This is a genomic window from Bounagaea algeriensis, assembly GCF_054491375.1.
Genome location: NZ_CM137102.1, coordinates 2,772,067 through 2,790,660 on the forward strand (window position 1 = coordinate 2,772,067; position 18,594 = coordinate 2,790,660).

Genomic DNA, 18,594 nt, shown 5'->3' on the forward strand with positions numbered 1-18,594 from the left:
AGTCGCATGGCGTGGAGCTCGGTCCCGTTGCTGAACTGCGCTCGCTGGTAGACGGGTTCCGAGTATCGCACTAACGGGGGCATTGACGCAGGGCGGACGTGCCCGCATAGTACCCAGCCACGATTGCGTGCCACTGCCCCGGGGATTCATACGCTGAGCGTATTGGCGGGGGCTTGGTAGGAAGCGGGGGTAGCGCCATGTCGGAGCAGCACGATGGGCAGTTGGTCCATCCGCGGGCTTTGCGTTTCACGACGCGGGGTATTGCGCCGGCGAGCCGCGTGCGCTTGTGGGAGCACCACAACGCGCGTGCTCTCATTCCGCTGGACATCCGTACGATCGACGAATCGCCGTTGCAAGCGCGTGAGATCAACCTGCATCTGCCGCATTTGAGTCTGGCGCAGGTGAACGGTTCGCCGCAGATCGTGGAGCGGTCCGAGTCGTTCATCGGTGACAATCCCCGCGACGCGGTCGCGGTGTACTTCGCCACCCAGGGCGAGGCGTTCTTCTTCCACCGCGGTGGCACCGAGTCGCTGCGGCCGGGCCAGGCCATCATGTACGACACGGACCTGCCGTTCACCCGGGGGTTCGCCCGCGGGTTGGAAGAGCTGGTGCTGACGATTCCGCGCGCGGTCTACCGCGAGCTCACCGGAGAGGAATCGCTGCGCGAACCCGTGATCTTCCCGTTCGAGTCCGGATCGGAGGCCACCGCGCACGCGCTGGCCAAGCTGGTGCGCGCCACGGTGGCGCCGCAAGCGGACGGCAGCGCGCCGCAGGCCCCGGTTCGTCCGGACGTCGAGCGCTGCCTGCTCGATCTCATCCGGCCCCTCGTGGTGCACCGGCAGGCCGGTGAGGCTCGCTGCTACGTGACCGCGGCCAAGGACTACGTCGAACGGCACCTGGCCGATCCGGACCTGTCCGCGCAGCAGGTCGCGTCCGCTGTCGGCATCAGCCCGCGCCACCTGGCCCGCGCGTTCGCCGAAGCCGGCCTGACGGTGCGCGACCACATCCGTGACCGCCGCCTCGACCGGGCGTGGCAGCTGCTCACCACTTCCGAGGCCGAGGACCTCGCCCTGGGCGAGCTCGCCCCGCGGGTGGGGTTCTCCTCGCACACCTACTTCAGCCGCGCCTTCCGCAACCGCTTCGACATGACACCGCGCCGGGCGCGGCAGCAGTTCCGCACCGCTTCGCACTGAGCCGCCGTGCTTTCGCACTCAGCGGACATGGCGGTGGTGACGTCTTTCACCGCGCGGCGCGGTGGGCCAGTCTTCCGGACACCCACGGACCGGGAAAGGGACCCGCCCGCCGCGGCCGGGTCCTGCGACCCCCGATCGCCACTGGAGACGTCATGCACCTGGACCCGCGCCAACCCAGGACCTACCTCGGCCACTTCGCCAGCGACGTCACCATCATCAGCTGGCGACGTCGCCGACACCCCCGGACAGCAGGGAAACTGCTCGAGTCATGCGAGCGGCGGTCCGGACGGGTGGTTGCCGAGCTCGGCACTGATGTGCTTCGCGGTGTCGGTGAGCACGGGTACGACGTCTTCGCGGAATCCTTCCGGCGTCGCTCGTCCGGCGGAGGTGGACGAGGTGACGGCGGCGACGACGTCGCCGGCGTGATCGCAGATGGGTGCGGAGAGCGCGATGAGCCCTTCTTCGCGTTCGCTGATCACCATGGACCAGCCTTGTTGGCGCACGGTGGCGAGGATGTCGTGGAACTGCGCCGGATCCGTGACCGTGTGCGGGGTCAGGCGGGGCATCCCGGACTCGGCGAGCACGCGTTCGACCCGCTCAGCCGGCTCCCAGGCCAGCAGCACGCGCCCCAGCGACGTGGCGTGGACGGGCGCTCGCGTGCCGGGAGCCACGGTCACGCTGAGCACGCGCCGCACCGGCACCCTGGCGATGTACACGACTTCGTTGCCGTCCAGCGTGGCCAGCGTGGCGGACTCGCCCGTCCGCTCGGCCAGCTGCATCAAGTGCGGCTGGGCCAGCTCGGTCAGCGCGTGGGTGGCGGTGTAGTGCTGCCCGATGGAGAGCACTCGCGGTGTCAGGGTCCACCGCCCGCCGGAGGTCGCCACGTAGCCGAGGTGTTGCAGGGTCAGCAGGACCCTGCGCACCACCGGGCGCGACAGCTGGGTCGCCGTGGCGAGCTCGGTCGTCGTCCGGGTGGGATGTTCCGCGTTGAACGCCTGGAGCACCGCAAGCCCCCGCTCCAGGCCTTGGATGTGGTTCTGGCTGCTTCTCTCGTCGTTCGCTGAGGCCATGGCCGACCCTTTCTTGACAGCTCGGTGTGAAGCACCGCACTATAACTCGATACGGACACTAATCGTTCGATATGTACACATAGTGTACGAGGAGGTGTCAAACCTTGCCCGTCGATGCTCGAGAACTTCGACGCTGCCTGGGGCACTTCGCGACCGGGGTCACGGTGATCACCTGCGACGGGGACTCCGTGCCGCACGGGGCGACGGTCAACGCGTTCAGCGCGGTGTCGCTGGACCCACCGCTGGTGCTGGTCTCGCTGGATCGCAAGACGAAGATCTGCCGCTACGTCGACGAAGCGCCGTTCGCGGTGAACGTGCTCACCGAACCGCAGGACGAGGTCGCGATGCACTTCGCGGGCAAACCGATGAGCGGTGAGCCGGAGTGGCAGCGGCCCGACCCCGAGTTGGCACCGCAGCTGGCCGGTGCGCTGGCCACCATCTCGTGCACCCCGTGGCGGTCCTACGACGGCGGTGACCACGTGCTCCACCTCGGCCAGGTCCAACACTTCAACGTCACCACCGGAGATCCGCTGGTGTTCTACGCCGGTGGATTCCGCCACCTCGGTCCCGTCTTCGAAACCCTTCCATGGCTGGAATCCGGCGACTGCCCCGAACAGTCCTGGTTCCCACTGCCGGCCTGAGCGCTGTCTGCCTGGACAGCAGCACCCGAAACAATCGACTCGGAGGAGCCTTTCATGACCACCCAGGAAGAGGTGCCAGCCAGCCCGCAGAAGTCCGCTGCGAAGCAGGGCGGCGAGTGGGCCTCGCGGCCGTTCACCGGTGAGGAGTACATCGAGAGCCTGCGCGACGGGCGCGAGGTCTTCATGTACGGCGAGAAGGTCAAGGACGTCACCACGCATCCGGCGTTTCGCAACGTCGTGCGTAGCACTGCCCGCCTCTACGACGCGCTGCACGATCCGGACAAGCAGGACGTGCTGACCACGCCGACCGACACCGGCAGTTCGGGGTTCACCCACCCGTTCTTCCGCACCCCGCACAACAGTTCCGACCTGTTCCAGGATCGCAACGCGATCGCGGAGTGGGCGCGGATGTCCTACGGGTGGATGGGCCGCAGCCCGGATTACAAGGCCTCGTTCCTCGGCACGCTCGGTGCGAACGCGGACTTCTACGAGCCGTTCGCGGACAACGCGCGCCGGTGGTACGAAGAGTCCCAGGAGAAATGCCTCTACTGGAACCACGCGATCGTGCACCCACCGGTGGATCGCAACAAGAACCCGGACGACGTCAAGGACGTGTTCATCCACGTGGAGGAGGAACGCGATGACGGTCTGATCGTCTCGGGCGCGAAGGTCGTGGCCACCGGATCGGCGATCACGCACTACAACTTCATCGCCCACTACGGCCTGCCGATCAAGAAGCGCGAGTTCGCCCTGGTCTGCACCGTGCCGATGGGTGCTCCGGGCATGAAGCTGATCTGCCGCAACGGGTACTCGGACAAGGCGGACACCTCCAGCCCGTACGACTACCCGCTGTCGAGCCGGTTCGACGAGAACGACACGATCTTCGTCCTGGATCGGGTCAAGATCCCGTGGGAGAACGTGTTCATCTACGGCGATCCCGAAAAGGCGAGCACCTTCTTCCCGACGTCAGGATTCCTGCACCGGTTCACCTTCCACGGTGTGACGCGCCTGGCGGTCAAGCTGGACTTCATCGCCGGGCTGCTGATGAAGGGCGTGGAAACGACCGGCACGAAGGACTTCCGTGGCATCCAAACCCGCGTCGGGGAGGTCATCGGTTGGCGCAACATGTTCTGGGCCCTCTCCGACGCCATGGCGGCGAACCCGGACGAGTGGGCACACGGCTCGGTGTTGCCGCACCTGGACTACGGGTTGGCCTACCGCTGGTTCATGACGGTCGGCTACCCCCGGGTTCGCGAGATCATCATGCAGGACCTCGGGTCCGGGCTGATCTACCTGCCCTCCAGCGCAGCCGATTTCCAGTCCCCGGAGGTCCGCCCGTACCTGGACAAGTACGTCCGCGGCACCGGCGAGATGGACTCGGTCGAGCGGGTCAAGCTCATGAAGCTGATCTGGGACTCGATCGGCAGCGAATTCGGCGGCCGCCACGAGCTCTACGAACGCAACTACTCCGGCAACCACGAAGGCGTGCGCGCGGAACTGCTCACCGCCGCGCAACAGTCCGGCAGCGCAGACGCGATGAAGGGCTTCGCCGAGCAGTGCATGGCCGAGTACGACCTGGACGGTTGGCGAGTTCCGGACCTGTTCAACAACGACGACGGCTTTGCCGACCGGGGCGCGCGCTGAGCAGCGGAAGGAGGAAACAACGATGACGAAGGCAGAGCAATCCCCGACGGCGGCGGGCTCCGGTGCCTCGGCGACCGAGGCCTTCCGCTCCAGCCGGCAAGAGTCCGCAGCCGAGGCGGTCTCCCCGCAACGGGTGTCCACTGTGGTGCGATCGATGCTGGCCGGAATACACGGGGCCATCCGCGAGCACCAGGTGAGCTACCCGGAGTTCCAGGCCGCCAAGCAGTGGCTCATCGACGTCGGCGACGGTGGCGAGTGGCCCCTGTTCCTGGACGTGTTCGTCGAGCACGAAGTCGAGGACGTGGCCGCACAGCAGCAGCAAGGCAGCAAGGGCAGCATCCTCGGGCCGTACTACCTGCCGGACGCGGCGAAACTGCCCGCGGTGACCGCGCTGCCGATGCGCGCGGACGAGCAGGGCACTCCGCTGGTGTTCGCCGGGCAGGTGCGCGACACCGGTGGGAACCCGCTTCCCGGCGCCGAGCTCGACATCTGGCACGCCGACCACGAGGGCTACTACTCGGGTTTCGCTCCGCACATTCCGGAGGGCAACCTGCGCGGCGTGGTGGTGGCCGATGCGGACGGCCGCTTCGAGATCAGCACGATCGAACCGGCCCCGTACCAGATCCCCACCGACGGGCCGACCGGACAGCTCATCGAGGCCGCCGGCTGGCATCCGTGGCGCCCGGCGCACCTGCACCTGATCGTGCGCGCACCGGGATACCGGCCGATCACCACGCAGCTGTACTTCACCGGGGGCGACTGGCTGGACACCGATGTCGCCGAGGCCACCAAACCCGAGCTGGTCCTGGATCCGCGGCCGCAGGCCGATGGTCGGCGCCGCTCGGATTACGACTTCGTACTCGAACCATCCCCATGACCTGCGACTCGCGGGTGCTTGCCGGCCGTCCCGCCAAGCACCCGCGGTCTGATTGGAGAGTCCCCGTGGTGAGTGATCTGCAGGTCGATCGCGTCGAAACCGTGCTGCTGGACGTGCCGCTGCGGCGGGCGCACCGCTTCGCTCGTGTCGGCATGGACGCCCAGCCGGTGCTGCTGGTGTTCGTGCGCACCGCAGGCGGGATCACCGGTGTCGGCGAGGGCGTCGTGCCCGGCGGTCCGTGGTGGGGTGGCGAGTCGGTGGAGACCATGCAGCTGGTCATCGAGCGCTACATGGCGCCCCTGCTGCTGGGCCGCACCGTCGACGACATCGCCGGCATCCAGCGCGACATCGACGACGTGGTCGCCGCGAACCTCTTCGCCAAGACCGCGATCGAGGTCGCGCTGCACGACGCCTGGGCGCGCTGCCTCGACGTCCCCGTGCACGTGCTGCTCGGCGGCCTGACCCGGCGTTCGGTGCCGGTGACTTGGGCGCTGGGCACCGAATCCGCCGAGGTCGTCGCTGAGGAGGCACTGGGCAAGCTCGACGCCGGCCACCACCACAGCTTCAAGCTCAAAATGGGCGCACAAGCCCCGGCCGACGACATGGCCCGAGTCTGCGCGGTCGCCGAGAAGCTGGCCGGGGTCGCGAGCGTGCGCGTCGACATCAACGCCCGGTGGGACCGGCTCACCGCGCTGACCCACCTGCCGCAGCTGGCCGATGCCGGAGTCGACCTGGTGGAACAGCCCGTCCCGGGCGAGCAGGTCGAGACGCTCGCGGAGATCAACAAAACACTGCCGATTCCCGTGATGGCCGACGAGAGCCTGCGCACGCCCGCCGATGCGCTGCGGCTCGCCGAGCACCGCGCCGCCGACGTCTTCGCCCTCAAAACCACGAAATCCGGGGGGCTGCGGCGCACCAAGGCCATCGCCGAGGTCGCCGCCGCCGCGGACATCCCCTGCTACAGCGCTACGTCCATCGAGAGCCCGATCAGCACCGCGGCCTCGCTGCACCTGGCCTGCGCCGCCCCCGCCGTCACCTGGGGCAGCGAACTGTTCGGCCCGCTGCTCATGCGCGAGGAACTGCTGACCGATCCGCTGCGCTACGAGAACGGCGAGCTGCACCTGCCCGACGGTCCGGGCCTCGGCGTCGAGCTCGACCCCGACGCCGTCCGAGCTTTCACCAGGAGCTGATGCCACCATGTTGTTCCACGTCAAGATGGACGTCGCCATCCCGCACGACCTCGACCCGGCCGAGCGCGAGAAGCTCCTGGCCGACGAGAAAGCACGCGCGCTCGAACTGCAGCGGGCCGGGAAATGGCCGCACCTGTGGCGCATCGTCGGCCAGTACAGCAACATCAGCGTGCTCGACGTCGAATCGCCCGACGAGCTGCACCAGATCCTGTCGGGCCTGCCGTTGTTCCCGTTCATGCGCATCGAAGTGTCCGCGCTGACGCAACACCCCTCGGATCTGGCGGTGCAATCATGAGCGCGCCGGTCGCGCAGGCGGTTCCGCTGTGGCGCGGGATTGGCGCAGTACCGGTCGATTTCGGCCCGTGCGTGGAGTTCACCGATCGGAAGGAGCCGCGATGAGCGCCGTCGAACAACGGCTGCAACGGCTGGAGGACATCGATGCGATCCGCCAGCTCGACGCCGCCTACTGCCGACTGCTGGACAGCGGGGACTGGGACGGACTCGTCGAACTGTTCACCCCGGACGGCGAGTTCATCGGGCTCGACCGCGTCCGCGGCCAGGACGAGCTTCGCCGCTTCTTCAGCACGCTCGCCGAGGGTGGGCTGACCGCGTTCTGGCACCACGTCACGAACCACGAGATCACGATCGACGGAGACACCGCCGAGGTGCGCTCCGCGCTGTGGCAGCCGTGCGTGCAGAACGGCGTCCCGCACGTGGCGGCGGGTGCCTACCACGACCAGTTGGTGCGCCGGGACGGCCACTGGCGCTACAGCAGCAAGCAGGTCGCGTTCGACTACTTCGCGCCCCTGGCCGACGGGTGGGATCACGGCCGGTTCACCGTCGCATCCGCCGAGCAGACCTACGGAGCACTCCCATGACCGACATGCAGCCCGTTTTCGACGGACCGGTCGACGCCCCGGTGGTGGTGCTCGGCCCCTCGCTGGGCACCACCACCGGACTGTTCGACGCCCAGGTCGCCGCGCTCGCCGATCGGTACCGCATCGTGCGGTTCGACCTGCCCGGCCACGGTGGGGCACCGACCGCACCCGGGCCGTACACCATCTCCGGAATGGCGGGCGAGGTCCTCGCGCTGCTGGAGCGCCACGGCATCGAACGGTTCCACTACGCCGGGGTCTCCATCGGCGGTGCCATCGGCCTGCAGCTCGCGCTCGACGCCGGCGACCGCCTCGTCAGCCTGACCGTGTGCGCCTCGGCCGCGCGGTTCGCCGACCCGTCCGCCTGGCCGGACCGCGCCGCGAAAGTGCGCGCCGAAGGCACCGAAGCCATGCTCGCCTCCCGTCCCGGCACCTGGTACACGCACGATTTCGCCCGCAACGCGCCGGACGAAACCGAGCGGCTGCTGGCCATGCTGCGCGCCACCGCGGCCGAGGGCTACGCCGGGTGCTGCGAGGCGATCGCCGCGTTCGACGTGCGCGAACGCCTGGGCGAGATCCGCGTCCCGACGCTGGCGCTGGCGGGCGCCGAAGACCCCGCCACCCCACCCGCGATGTTGCAGCAGATCACCGATGCCGTCCCGGGATCGCGGCTGGCCGTCGTGCCGAACACGGCGCACCTGCTCAACGCCGAGGCACCCGGAGCGGTCAACCACGAGCTCGCCGCGCACCTCGCGGACGCGCACAGCGAGGTGAGCCATGGATAAGACGGTCCCGAGCGGACTCGAGGCGGTCGCCGACATCGCCGATGGTGCCTCGCTGGCCGTCGGCGGATTCGGGATGTGCGGGGTGCCGACCGCGCTCATCGCCGCGCTGCTGGAGCAGGGCGCGACTGAGCTGGAGACCATCAGCAACAACCTCGGCGTCGACGGTTTCGGGCTCGGCACGCTGCTGGCCGCCGGGCGGATCCGCCGCACGATCGGCTCCTACATCGGCAACAACAAGGAGTTCTCCCGCCAGTACTTGGCCGGCGAGGTGGAGGTCGAGCTGACCCCGCAGGGCACGCTGGCCGAGCGGTTGCGCGCCGGCGGCGCCGGCATCCCCGCGTTCTACACCCCGACCGGTGTGGGCACCTCGGTCGCCGAGGGCGGGTTGCCGTGGCGCTACGCCGCCGACGGTTCGGTCGCCGTGGCCTCGCCCGCGAAAGAGGTCCGCGAGTTCGACGGGGTGCAGTACCTGCTCGAGCACGCGCTGACCCCGGACTACGCGCTGGTGCACGCGTTCAAGGGCGACCGGCACGGCAACCTCGTCTACCGGCGCACCGCCCGCAACTTCAATCCGGACTGCGCGGCCGCGGCCGGGGTCACCATCGCCCAGGTCGAACACCTCGTCGAGCCCGGCGAGCTCGATCCGGACGCCGTGCACACCCCCGGCATCCACGTGCACCGCGTGGTGGCCGTACCCGAGATCGACAAACCGGTCGAATTCCGCACTACCAGGGAGGCATCGTGAGCCGCACCCGCGAGCAGCTCGCCGCCCGCGTCGCCGACGAGCTCCCCGACGGTTCCTACGTCAACCTCGGCATCGGCATGCCCACCCGCGTGCCCGCGCACATCCCGCCGGAGCGCACCGTGATCATCCACTCGGAGAACGGGGTGCTCGGCGTCGGCGCCTACCCGGAGGAGGACGAGGTCGACCCGGATGTGATCAACGCGGGCAAGGAAACCGTGACCGTGCGGCGCGGAGCCAGCTCGTTCGCGTCCGCGGAGAGTTTCGGCATGATTCGCGGTGGTCATCTCGACGTCGCGGTGCTCGGTGCCATGCAGGTCAGCGCCACCGGTGATCTGGCCAACTGGGCCGTCCCGGGAAAGATGATCAAGGGCGTGGGCGGGGCCATGGATCTCGTCCACGGGGCCCGACGCGTCATCGCCATGACCGAGCACGTCACCCGTGACGGCGCCCCCAAGATCGTGGAAAGCTGCACACTACCGCTGACCGGCCGGGGCTGCATCGACCGCATCATCACGGACCTGGCCGTGATCGACGTGACCGAGCACGGCCTCGTCCTCGCGGAATGCGCGCCCGGCACCACTCGAGCCGAGGTCGAAGCGGCCACCGCAGCGCCGCTGCACACCCAGGCGCCCACCACGGCCACCCGCTGAGCAACGGAGGAACCCCGAATGGTCGATGCTGTCATCTGCGAACCCCTGCGCACCCCGGTCGGCGGCCTCGGCGGCGGCCTGCGCGACGTGCCGGCCCAGGACCTGGCCGCGACGGTGTTGCGGGAACTGGTCGCGCGCACCGGGATCACCTCCGGCAGCGTCGACGACGTCGCCTTCGGGCATTGCTATCCGACGATGGACGCACCGGCAATCGGCCGGGTCGCCGCGCTCGATGCGGGACTCGAGGTCACCGTGCCGGGCATCCAGGTCGACCGCCGCTGCGGGTCGGGGCTGCAGGCCGTGCTCTACGCGGCCATGATGGTGCAGACCGGCGGCGCCTCGCTGGTGCTCGCCGGCGGCACCGAGAGCATGTCCCGCGCCGCGCACTACTCGCACCAACCGCGGTGGGGCGTCAAGGCCGGCAGCCTCGAATTCACCGACTCGCTCGCCGCCGGTCGGACCACCGCCGGCGGACGTCACCACCCCGTGCCCGGCGGCATGCTCGAAACCGCCGAGAACCTCCGGCGCGACTACGCGATCTCCCGCGAGGAGCAGGACGCCCTCGCAGTGCGTTCGCACGCCAAGGCCGCAGCCGCGCAGAAGGAGGGCCGGTTCACCGACGAGCTCGTACCGGTCACCGTGCACGGCCGCAAATCCACCACCGTCGTCGAGGCCGACGAACACGTCCGCCCCGACAGCTCCCCGGAGGCACTGGCCCAACTGCGCCCCGTCCTCGGCCGCGAGGACGCCGAAGCCACCGTCACGGCCGGCAACGCCAGCGGGCAGAACGACGGCGCCGCCGCCTGCGTCGTGACCACCCCGCAACGCGCCGAACAACTCGGCCTGCGCCCGCTCGTGCGACTGGTCTCCTGGGGACTTGCCGGCGTAGCACCGAAAACCATGGGCATCGGCCCCGTGCCGGCCACCGCGGCGGCGCTGGAACGAGCTGAGCTGCGCTTCGACGACCTCGACGTCCTCGAGCTCAACGAAGCGTTCGCCGCGCAGGCCCTCGCCGTGGCCCGCGAGTGGCACATCGACCCGACCGCCGACGAGCGGCTCAACCCCAACGGCTCGGGCATCTCGCTCGGCCACCCGGTCGGCGCCACCGGCGTGCGCATGCTGGCCACGCTCGCCAGGGAGATGCACCGCCGCAACGCCCGCTACGGCCTGGAAACGATGTGCATCGGTGGCGGACAAGGCCTCGCCGCCGTCTTCGAACGCCTCGCCTGAGCCGCGCGTTCGTCCACCCCGAGTGCACTCGAGATCCGGAAGGAAGTTCCCGTGAGTTTGCTGACTGGTATGCGCGTGGTCGAGGTGTCCAGCTTCGTGGCCGCGCCGCTCGGCGGGATGACGCTGGCCCAGCTCGGAGCCGAGGTGATCCGCGTCGACCCGATCGGCGGCGGCCCCGACCGGGACCGCTGGCCGCTGGCCTCCTCGGGCACCTCGCTGTACTGGGCCGGTCTCAACAAGGGCAAGCGGTCGATCACCGCCGATCTGCGCTCGCACCAGGGGCAGGAGCTCGTCTCGCGCCTGATCACCGCGCCCGGGCCGGAGGCGGGCATCGTGCTGACCAACCAGGGCGGCAGACCCTGGCTGAGCTACGAGCAGCTGTCCCAACGGCGGCACGATCTGATCCACGTCGGCATCCAGGGCCACCACGACGGCTCCGCGGCCGTGGACTACACGGTCAACGCCGAGACCGGATTCCCGCACGTCACCGGGCCACCCGAGCACGCGGGCCCGGTCAACCACGTGCTGCCCGCCTGGGACATGGCCTGCGGGCTGCAGGCCGCGCTGGCCATCCTCGCCGCCGACCGGCAACGCCTCCGCAGCGGGCAGGGCCAGCAGGTCCAGCTCGCGCTGGCCGATGTCGCGCTGGCGATGGCCGGACATCTCGGATTCCTCGCCGAGGCGCAGGTCAACGGAGTCGACCGCGGCAAGGTCGGCAACCACCTCTACGGCAGTTTCGCGCGCGACTTCGCCACCGCCGACGGTCACCGGGTCATGGTGGTGGCGTTGACTCCGCGGCACTGGAGAGACCTGGTGGCGGTCACCGGCCTGTCCGAGGCGATCGCGGCGTTGGAGAGCAGCCTGAAGGCGGACTTCTCCACCGAAGGCGACCGGTACCGCTACCGCGAGGTGCTCACGGCGCTGCTCGAACCGTGGTTCGCCAACCGGCCGCTGTCCGACGTGCAGGAGGCGCTGGACCGGACCTCGGTGCTGTGCTCGCCCTACCGCAGCTTCACCGACCTCTTCTCCGGCGGCGGCCAAGCGCTGCGGGCCAATCCGATGATGGACGACATCGACCAGCCCGGCATCGGCGAGCACCTCGCTCCCGGATCGCCGCTGTCGCTGGCCGGGCAGGCGCGTCAGCCGGCGGAACCAGCACCGCAGCTCGGCGAGCACACCGACACCGTCCTCGGTGACCTGCTCGACCTGTCAGCTGCCGAGCTCGCCCAGCTGCACGAGCAAGCGGTCGTGGGCGGCCCCTCGTAGCAGGAGCGCATCCACGACCGGGCACATCGCCCGAGGACCACCAGAGGGAGATCCCGCTACTCGGTCCTGCCAGACATCGATTCGGGAGCGATCCTTCCCCGGAGAACGCGTGAAAAGGAGCCGGCATGGCCCGCCTCGCCCAGACCCCCGGTTTGACCGACGTGCAGTCCGAAATCCTGTCCACCGTCCGCTCCTTCGTGGACAAGGAGATCATCCCGCACGCCCAGGAGCTGGAGCACGCCGATGCCTACCCGACGGAGATCGTCGAAGGCATGAAGGAGATGGGCCTGTTCGGCCTGACGATCCCCGAGGAGTACGGCGGCCTGGGTGAATCCCTACTGACCTACGCCCTGGTGGTCGAGCAGATCGCCCGCGGCTGGATGAGCGTCTCCGGCGTGATCAACACGCACTTCATCGTGGCGCACATGATCGCCCGGTACGGCACGGAACAGCAGAAGCAGCACTTCCTGCCGCGGATGGCCACCGGCGAGATCCGGGGCGCCTTCTCCATGTCGGAGCCCGACCTCGGCTCCGACGTAGCGGCGATCTCGACGAAAGCCGCCCGCGACGGCGACGAGTACGTCATCGACGGTTCGAAGATGTGGCTCACCAACGGTGGCACGTCGAATCTGATCGCGCTGCTGGCCCGCACCGACGAAGGAGCGGACAAGGCGCACCACAACCTCACCGCCTTCCTCGTGGAAAAGCCCGAAGGCTACGGCGAAGTCGCAAAAGGCCTGACCATCCCCGGGAAAATCGACAAGATGGGCTACAAGGGCGTCGACACCACCGAGGCCGTGTTCGACGGCCACCGCATCAGCGCGGATCGGGTGCTCGGTGAGACCAGCGGCAAGGGTTTCGCGCAGATGATGGACGGGATCGAGGTCGGACGGGTGAACGTGGCCGCCCGGGCCTGCGGCATCGCGCTGCGGGCCTTCGAACTCGCCATCGACTACTCCCAGCAGCGCACCACGTTCGGCAAGCCCATCGCCGAGCACCAGGCCATCGGGTTCAAGCTCGCCGAGATGGGCACGAAGGTGGAAGCGGCGCACCAGATGATGGTCAACGCCGCCAAGCTCAAGGACAGCGGAGAACGCAACGACACCGAGGCCGGGATGGCCAAGCTGCTCGCCAGCGAGTACTGCCACGAGGTCACCCAGGAGTCCTTCCGGATCCACGGCGGCTACGGCTACTCCACCGAGTACGAGATCGAGCGGTTGATGCGCGAAGCACCGTTCCTGCTCATCGGCGAAGGCACCAGCGAGATCCAGAAGACCATCATCAGCAAGGGACTGCTGCGGGACTACCCGGCGCGCGGCTGACCGGTCGACATTGACGGGCACACCGATTCTTCCACCGGAGGTGACCAGTGCAACTGGCGGAAAGCGGGCTCGGGACGCACGTGCAGTCCTGGCAACCCGAGGCGATCATCGACGAGGACGTGCTGTCCCGCGGCCCGGTCGCGGCGTTGTCGGCGCTGCTGGACCAACCGGACTCGGTCGCGGCGCAGGGTGAATCGCTGCCACCGCTGTGGCACTGGCTCTACTTCCTGCACTGGCACCGCCAGGACGAGCTCGGCCCCGACGGCCACCCCCAGCGGGGGCACTTCCTCCCACCCATTCCCGATCGGCAGCGGATGTTCGCCGGCGGACGCTGCGAGGTGGTCGAACCGTTGCGGATCGGCGAGCGCACCGAGCGCCGCAGTGAACTGGCGAACGTGACCCTCAAGCACGGGAAGACCGGCGAGCTGATGTTCGTGACCGAGCGCCGCGAATTCCGGCAACGCGGGCGCACGTGCGTCATCGAAGAACAGGACATCGTGTACCGCTCAGGGCGCAGCGCAGCACAGCACCCCGCTGAACTGGACACGTCGGCCGAGCCGGGGGACCACGCACCATGGCACCTCGGTGCCCATCCCGGGCCTTCGCTGCTGTTCCGGTTCAGCGCGCTGACCGCGAACGCCCACCGGATCCACTACGACCTCCCGTACGCGCGAGAAGCCGAGGGCTACCCCGGCCTCGTCGTGCACGGCCCCCTGCTCGTCCTGCTCATGCTGGAACTCGCGCGCCGCAACGCCGGCAGGCAGGTGCGTTCGGTCTCCTACAAGCTGCGCAGCCCCGTGTTCGCCGGTGAGCAGCTCGCTGCATGTGGCGCACCGTCGGAAACCGGAGCGCAGTTGCACGTGGCGACCCACCGCGATCCGCGGCACGCCACGGCGGAGGTGACGTTCGCATGAGCACGAGTCGAGAGCAGCTCGCCACCGCTCGCAGCTTCCTGTTCGTCCCCGGCCACCGCTCCGACCGGTTCGACAAGGCCGCCGCCTCCGGCACCGAGGTCGTCATCGTCGATCTCGAAGACGCGGTCGCAGAAGCGGACAAGCAGCGGGCGCGCGCCGACGTCGACGCATGGCTCGAACGCGGCAACGACGCCGTGGTCCGGATCAACCCTCCCGGAACGCCCTGGTTCGATGCCGATCTCGAAACGGCGCTCGACCGCGGTTGCCCCGTCATGCTGCCCAAGTCCGAGAACACATCCCAGCTCGCCGACATCGCACGGCGGGCGCAGGACCGGTCTCCGCTGATCCCGTTGATCGAAACCGCCGCAGGAATCGAGCAGGCCGCGGACGTGTGCGCCGCTGCAGGCACGGTCCGCGTCGCCTTCGGCAACGCCGACCTGGCCGTCGAACTCGGAATCGCGCAGGACGACCACTCCGCGCTCGCCTACGCACGCTCCAAACTCGTCGTCGCCTCCGCGGCAGCGGGCCGCACACCGCCCATCGACGGCGTGACGCTGTCCACCGAGGACGAGGCCGCGGTAACCGCCGACATCGCGCACGCCCGCCGATTCGGCTTCACCGCGAAACTGTGCATCCACCCCGGCCAAGTTCCGCACGTCATCGACGGATTCACCCCCTCCGAGAGCGAACGTGCATGGGCCCGCACCATCACCGAGACCACAGGCTCAGCAACGCAGGTCAACGGCCACATGGTCGACAAACCCGTCCTCGAACGCGCGCGCAGGATTCTCGCCGCGGGCGGGGAGGGCCGCACGCGCGGTGGAGCAGGCCCTGCAGGTGCAGGAGGCGCACCGCGGTGAGATCACCGCGGTGCGCATGGGCGCGGACCGGGCCGCTGTGCAGTTTCCCCGAGACCGCGGAGATTTCCTGATGCTGCCTCTCGGTCGAGGGCGGTGTTCCCGCAGTTGATCGGGGATCGTCCGCCGGCGACTCTGCGGCGGCGCTGCGGGAGCGCGGCATGAGGCGCCGCACACCGGCACCTTCAGTCCTGCACCGCCTTCCGGTCCGCGGCGACCAGGCGCGCGTAGCGGACCCCGGCCGCGAGAAGGACGAGACCGGCGCACAGGAACGCGACCACCCGCGCGAGCCCGTCGAGCGTGCCGAGGTCGAACAGGAACAGCTTCGCCAGCGACACCCCGATCAGGACCAGTCCCGCCACCCGCAGGTGCGGGACTCGAATCCCGCGCAGCAGCAGCACGATCGCGAACACCACCCAGCTCAACGTGATCAGGGTATGTCCGAAGAGGAAGGCAGTACGGTCTTCGCGCACCATCAGCACGAGCGCCATCGTCGCGCTCGCCGTTCCGTACAGCAGCAGGATTCCGATCATCGTCCACAGCAGACGGGCCTCCGGGAGCTTCGGCAGCGCTTCGAGGCGCACCGCGGCGGCGGAGAGCGCCCCCGCGGCGATCGCGACCAGCAGCCCGGCCAGCGCTCCGGAAACACCGGTCGCCTCCGCTCCCGGACGGCTCGCGTCCAGCAGCATGGACGGGGGAATCTCGTGGAACAGCGCCACGAGGAACCCGACCCCGGCGTAGCCGGTCGCCCCCAGCATGCCGGCCCTGCTGCGGATCTGGTGGGAACCCGCCGTCAGCAACAACGCCTCGATGAGCAGGACGGTTCCCCACGAGGACTCGTCAACGAGGATCATCGTGGCCTGCAGTGCGGCGACCATGCCCACCGCACCGGCGGCGACCCGCATCCGGTCGGGCAGTCGCCGGTGCAGCGCGGGAACGAAGCGGGCCAAGCCCCAGAGCGCGGCGAGCAACGCCGCCACTGCACCGGCGAGAGCACCGGCGGCGTAGCGGTCCAGCAACGGCGCGGCCAGCAGCGCGGGAGCCGGCGCGGCGACGAGCGTCGCGACGGCGGTGGCGTCGTTGCCGGCGCGGACGGTCGCGCTCGTGGTCGCGAGCACCACGCCCAGGAGCGCGACCGCACCGGCGGCCCACACCGTCGCGGAGGGATCGGGCATCTGCAGCGACCAGAGATCGGCGATCACCGCGGCGAGCACGCTGGGAATCGCCGCTGCGAGGGTCAGTCCCCGCCAGTCGTGCCGGAGCTGGCTCGGCGCCGCCGCGATTTGCAGCAGCAGGAGGAACGCGACCAACCGCGCGTCCGGTTCTTGCGTGATCAGGGGGGCGCACACCGCGGACCCCAGCACCACACCCAGCGCGAACGGCTGCGCCCGCCACCAGTCCGCGAGCAGGATCCCGGCGACGGCCACGGCCAGCCCCGCGCCCAGGCCGGCTGTCGCGGGCAAGTACTGGTACAGCGCCGTCGCGGCCACCACGTCGAGGTACAGGGCCGCGAAACCTGTCGCCGCGAGGGCGTATCCGCCGGCCCGGCCGCTGGGACGACGATGCGACCACCACCCGGCCGCGACGAGCAGCAGGGCCAGGACTGCGCCTCCGCCCACGCGCAGCTCAGGGCCGAGCCAGCCGCGCTGCGCGACCAGAACCAGCAGGAACACCACACCGAGCAGCGTCACCGCCGAACCGAGCCACGCCAGCACGCGGCTGGGCTCCCACGCCACCCGCGGAGCACGCCGCCGCTCGGCACCAGAGCGCCGTTCGCGCCACACCATCGGCATCGCGTCCTCCGGAGCGGGCCTCGTCGGCGAGGGCTCGGCCCGCTCGGATGGAGCGTGTTCGGAAGGGGTGTGTTCAGGTGCGGTGCCTCCAGGCGGGGAGGTCGGCCCACTCGCCGGAGCTTCAGCGGTCTCCGAAGCCGCTGACGGCGACTCGACGGCCTGCGCCTGCACCATCGTGCTCAGCTCGGTCAGTCGGCGGCCGATGGCGGCCATTTCCCCTGCCACCAGCAGCAACGTCTGGCGGGAATCCGGTTGGGACATCGCCTCGCAGTCTGGGCAACCACACCGGGACCGTCATCCGTGACACTACTCAGATCCCGGGATCGGGCAGCGCACGAGGGGACCTAGACCGGGCTGATCTCCTCGAGCCGCACCGGTGCGTCTTCGGTCCGAATGCCGCGCCCCGGCCGTCCGCTCAAGCGGGAACGGCCCACCCTGGCCCTCGGAGCAGCCGGTTCCTCTTCGCCTTTCGGAACGTCTCCGAGAACGGCGTTTCGCCTGGCCACGCTGGTGATCGAAAGTATCCTGGACAGGTCGTCCACTTTTCCTGCCACGAAATATGGACAGGGTGTCTAAGTTTTGGCATGCTTGCCCTATCCAGCGGCGGTGACGCCGCGCCCCAGCACCGGCAACCCGCACCGACAGGACGGATCGCATGAGAGTGGATGACGCCATCGCAGTCGTCACCGGAGCCGCTTCCGGCATGGGCCTGGCCACGGCGAAAGCGCTGACCGATGCCGGCGCGACCGTGTACGGCCTCGACCTGCGGCAGGAAGATCTGGACCGCGAGTTCACCGCGCTGCCGCGCGCCCGCGGCTTCGCCGTGGAGGTATCCGACTCGACCGCCGTCGACGAGGTCTTCGCCCAGGTCGGGGCCGACCACGGCAAGTTGGACGTCCTGGTCAACGCCGCGGGCGTGTCCACCCCGGGCGCACAGCAGCAGGCCTGGGTCGACGGCATCAACGACCGGATGGTCAACGCCGCCAAGACCGGCGAGACCTTCCACCCCGAGTTCCTGGGCGGCATCAGCGATGCCGACTTCGACCGGGTGGTCGCCATCAACCTGGGCGGCACCTTCTACGCGATCCGCGCGGCCGTCGACCTGCTCAAGAACGCCGGCGGCGGGGCGATCATCAACTTCGCCTCGGTCGCCGGGCTCATCGGCCTGCCCATGCCCGCCTACTACCCGGCGTCCAAAGCCGCGATCATCGGGTTGACCAAATCCGCGTCCGCCGAACTGGCCCCGTTCGACATCCGCGTCAACGCCTTGGCCCCCGCCGGCGTCAACACCGCCATGTTCACCGCCTCCGGCGAGGACCACGTCGAAGCCCTGCTGGCGCTGCAGCCCCTCAAACGAGTGGCCGAACCCGACGAAGTCGGTCAGACCGTGCTGTTCCTCGCCTCCGAGGCCGGTCGCCACTTCACCGGCCAGACCCTGTCCCCCTCCGGCGGCGCCCTCATGGTGTGACGCCACGTGGCGCGGCGGCGCGGTCCACCGCCACGCCCCGAGCCCCGACGACCGGCATCGCCCCGCACGAAGGG

18 protein-coding genes are annotated in these 18,594 nt (G+C 69.5%); 16 read left to right on the top strand and 2 right to left on the bottom strand.

All coding sequences use genetic code 11. The features are described 5' to 3' along the window. The first annotated feature begins 197 nt into the window (after nt 1-197). Complete coding sequence (locus ACVGV2_RS12480) at nt 198-1,193, top strand: AraC family transcriptional regulator (RefSeq protein ID WP_459162541.1); 996 nt, start codon at nt 198-200, stop codon at nt 1,191-1,193. A gap of 266 nt (nt 1,194-1,459) precedes the next feature. Here ACVGV2_RS12480 and ACVGV2_RS12485 read toward each other — a convergent pair whose 3' ends face one another. Next, nucleotides 1,460-2,263, bottom strand: a complete 804-nt coding sequence (locus ACVGV2_RS12485) for an IclR family transcriptional regulator domain-containing protein (protein ID WP_459162542.1) — start codon at nt 2,261-2,263, stop codon at nt 1,460-1,462. A 104-nt stretch (nt 2,264-2,367) separates the two neighbouring features. Between ACVGV2_RS12485 and ACVGV2_RS12490 the strand changes: the two genes are divergently transcribed. From ACVGV2_RS12490 to ACVGV2_RS12555, 14 genes are all read left to right on the top strand, one after another. Further along, complete coding sequence (locus ACVGV2_RS12490; protein WP_459162543.1) at nt 2,368-2,904, top strand: flavin reductase family protein; 537 nt, start codon at nt 2,368-2,370, stop codon at nt 2,902-2,904. Nucleotides 2,905-2,958: 54 nt separating this feature from the next. Beyond that, complete coding sequence (locus ACVGV2_RS12495) at nt 2,959-4,548, top strand: 4-hydroxyphenylacetate 3-hydroxylase family protein (protein WP_459162544.1); 1,590 nt, start codon at nt 2,959-2,961, stop codon at nt 4,546-4,548. Nucleotides 4,549-4,570: 22 nt separating this feature from the next. After that, a complete protein-coding gene (catA, locus tag ACVGV2_RS12500) occupies nt 4,571-5,425 on the top strand; it encodes a catechol 1,2-dioxygenase (RefSeq protein ID WP_459162545.1) in 855 nt (284 codons plus the stop codon). 68 nt (nt 5,426-5,493) lie between these two features. Then, nucleotides 5,494-6,615 carry a muconate/chloromuconate family cycloisomerase gene (locus ACVGV2_RS12505; protein ID WP_459162546.1) on the top strand — a complete coding sequence of 374 codons (1,122 nt, stop codon included), beginning with the start codon at nt 5,494-5,496 and terminating at the stop codon, nt 6,613-6,615. A gap of 7 nt (nt 6,616-6,622) precedes the next feature. After that, nucleotides 6,623-6,910, top strand: coding sequence for a muconolactone Delta-isomerase (gene catC, locus ACVGV2_RS12510; protein ID WP_459162547.1), 288 nt, complete (start codon nt 6,623-6,625; stop codon nt 6,908-6,910). Nucleotides 6,911-7,010: 100 nt separating this feature from the next. Then, on the top strand, nt 7,011-7,493 hold the full coding sequence (locus ACVGV2_RS12515; RefSeq protein WP_459162548.1) for a nuclear transport factor 2 family protein: 483 nt from the start codon (nt 7,011-7,013) through the stop codon (nt 7,491-7,493). Continuing rightward, entirely contained in the window at nt 7,490-8,275 is a 786-nt protein-coding gene (pcaD, locus tag ACVGV2_RS12520; RefSeq protein WP_459162549.1) for a 3-oxoadipate enol-lactonase, read from the top strand. The genes ACVGV2_RS12515 and pcaD overlap by 4 nt, the downstream gene beginning before the upstream one ends. Then, nucleotides 8,268-9,020: a CoA transferase subunit A gene (locus ACVGV2_RS12525; RefSeq protein WP_459162550.1), complete on the top strand. Its 753-nt coding sequence runs from the start codon at nt 8,268-8,270 to the stop codon at nt 9,018-9,020. Before pcaD ends, ACVGV2_RS12525 begins: the two co-directional genes overlap by 8 nt. Then, nucleotides 9,017-9,670: a 3-oxoacid CoA-transferase subunit B gene (locus tag ACVGV2_RS12530; protein ID WP_459162551.1), complete on the top strand. Its 654-nt coding sequence runs from the start codon at nt 9,017-9,019 to the stop codon at nt 9,668-9,670. The genes ACVGV2_RS12525 and ACVGV2_RS12530 overlap by 4 nt, the downstream gene beginning before the upstream one ends. An 18-nt stretch (nt 9,671-9,688) precedes the next feature. Next, nucleotides 9,689-10,900 carry an acetyl-CoA C-acetyltransferase gene (locus ACVGV2_RS12535; RefSeq protein ID WP_459162552.1) on the top strand — a complete coding sequence of 404 codons (1,212 nt, stop codon included), beginning with the start codon at nt 9,689-9,691 and terminating at the stop codon, nt 10,898-10,900. Between the two features lie 51 nt (nt 10,901-10,951). Further along, on the top strand, nt 10,952-12,166 hold the full coding sequence (locus tag ACVGV2_RS12540; protein ID WP_459162553.1) for a CoA transferase: 1,215 nt from the start codon (nt 10,952-10,954) through the stop codon (nt 12,164-12,166). Between the two features lie 125 nt (nt 12,167-12,291). Continuing rightward, on the top strand, nt 12,292-13,488 hold the full coding sequence (locus tag ACVGV2_RS12545) for an acyl-CoA dehydrogenase family protein (RefSeq protein WP_459162554.1): 1,197 nt from the start codon (nt 12,292-12,294) through the stop codon (nt 13,486-13,488). Between the two features lie 47 nt (nt 13,489-13,535). Further along, complete coding sequence (locus tag ACVGV2_RS12550) at nt 13,536-14,402, top strand: HTD2 family dehydratase (protein WP_459162555.1); 867 nt, start codon at nt 13,536-13,538, stop codon at nt 14,400-14,402. Continuing rightward, entirely contained in the window at nt 14,399-15,262 is an 864-nt protein-coding gene (locus tag ACVGV2_RS12555) for an HpcH/HpaI aldolase/citrate lyase family protein (RefSeq protein ID WP_459162556.1), read from the top strand. The genes ACVGV2_RS12550 and ACVGV2_RS12555 overlap by 4 nt, the downstream gene beginning before the upstream one ends. Nucleotides 15,263-15,444: 182 nt before the next feature. Here ACVGV2_RS12555 and ACVGV2_RS12560 read toward each other — a convergent pair whose 3' ends face one another. Next, nucleotides 15,445-17,313, bottom strand: coding sequence for a DUF2339 domain-containing protein (locus tag ACVGV2_RS12560; RefSeq protein ID WP_459162557.1), 1,869 nt, complete (start codon nt 17,311-17,313; stop codon nt 15,445-15,447). A gap of 394 nt (nt 17,314-17,707) precedes the next feature. Here ACVGV2_RS12560 and ACVGV2_RS12565 point away from each other — a divergent pair, with 394 nt between their 5' ends. Beyond that, the gene (locus ACVGV2_RS12565; protein ID WP_459162558.1) at nt 17,708-18,520 is read left to right on the top strand and encodes an SDR family NAD(P)-dependent oxidoreductase; all 813 of its coding nucleotides are present in this window, start codon (nt 17,708-17,710) and stop codon (nt 18,518-18,520) included. Nucleotides 18,521-18,594: the final 74 nt, after the last annotated feature.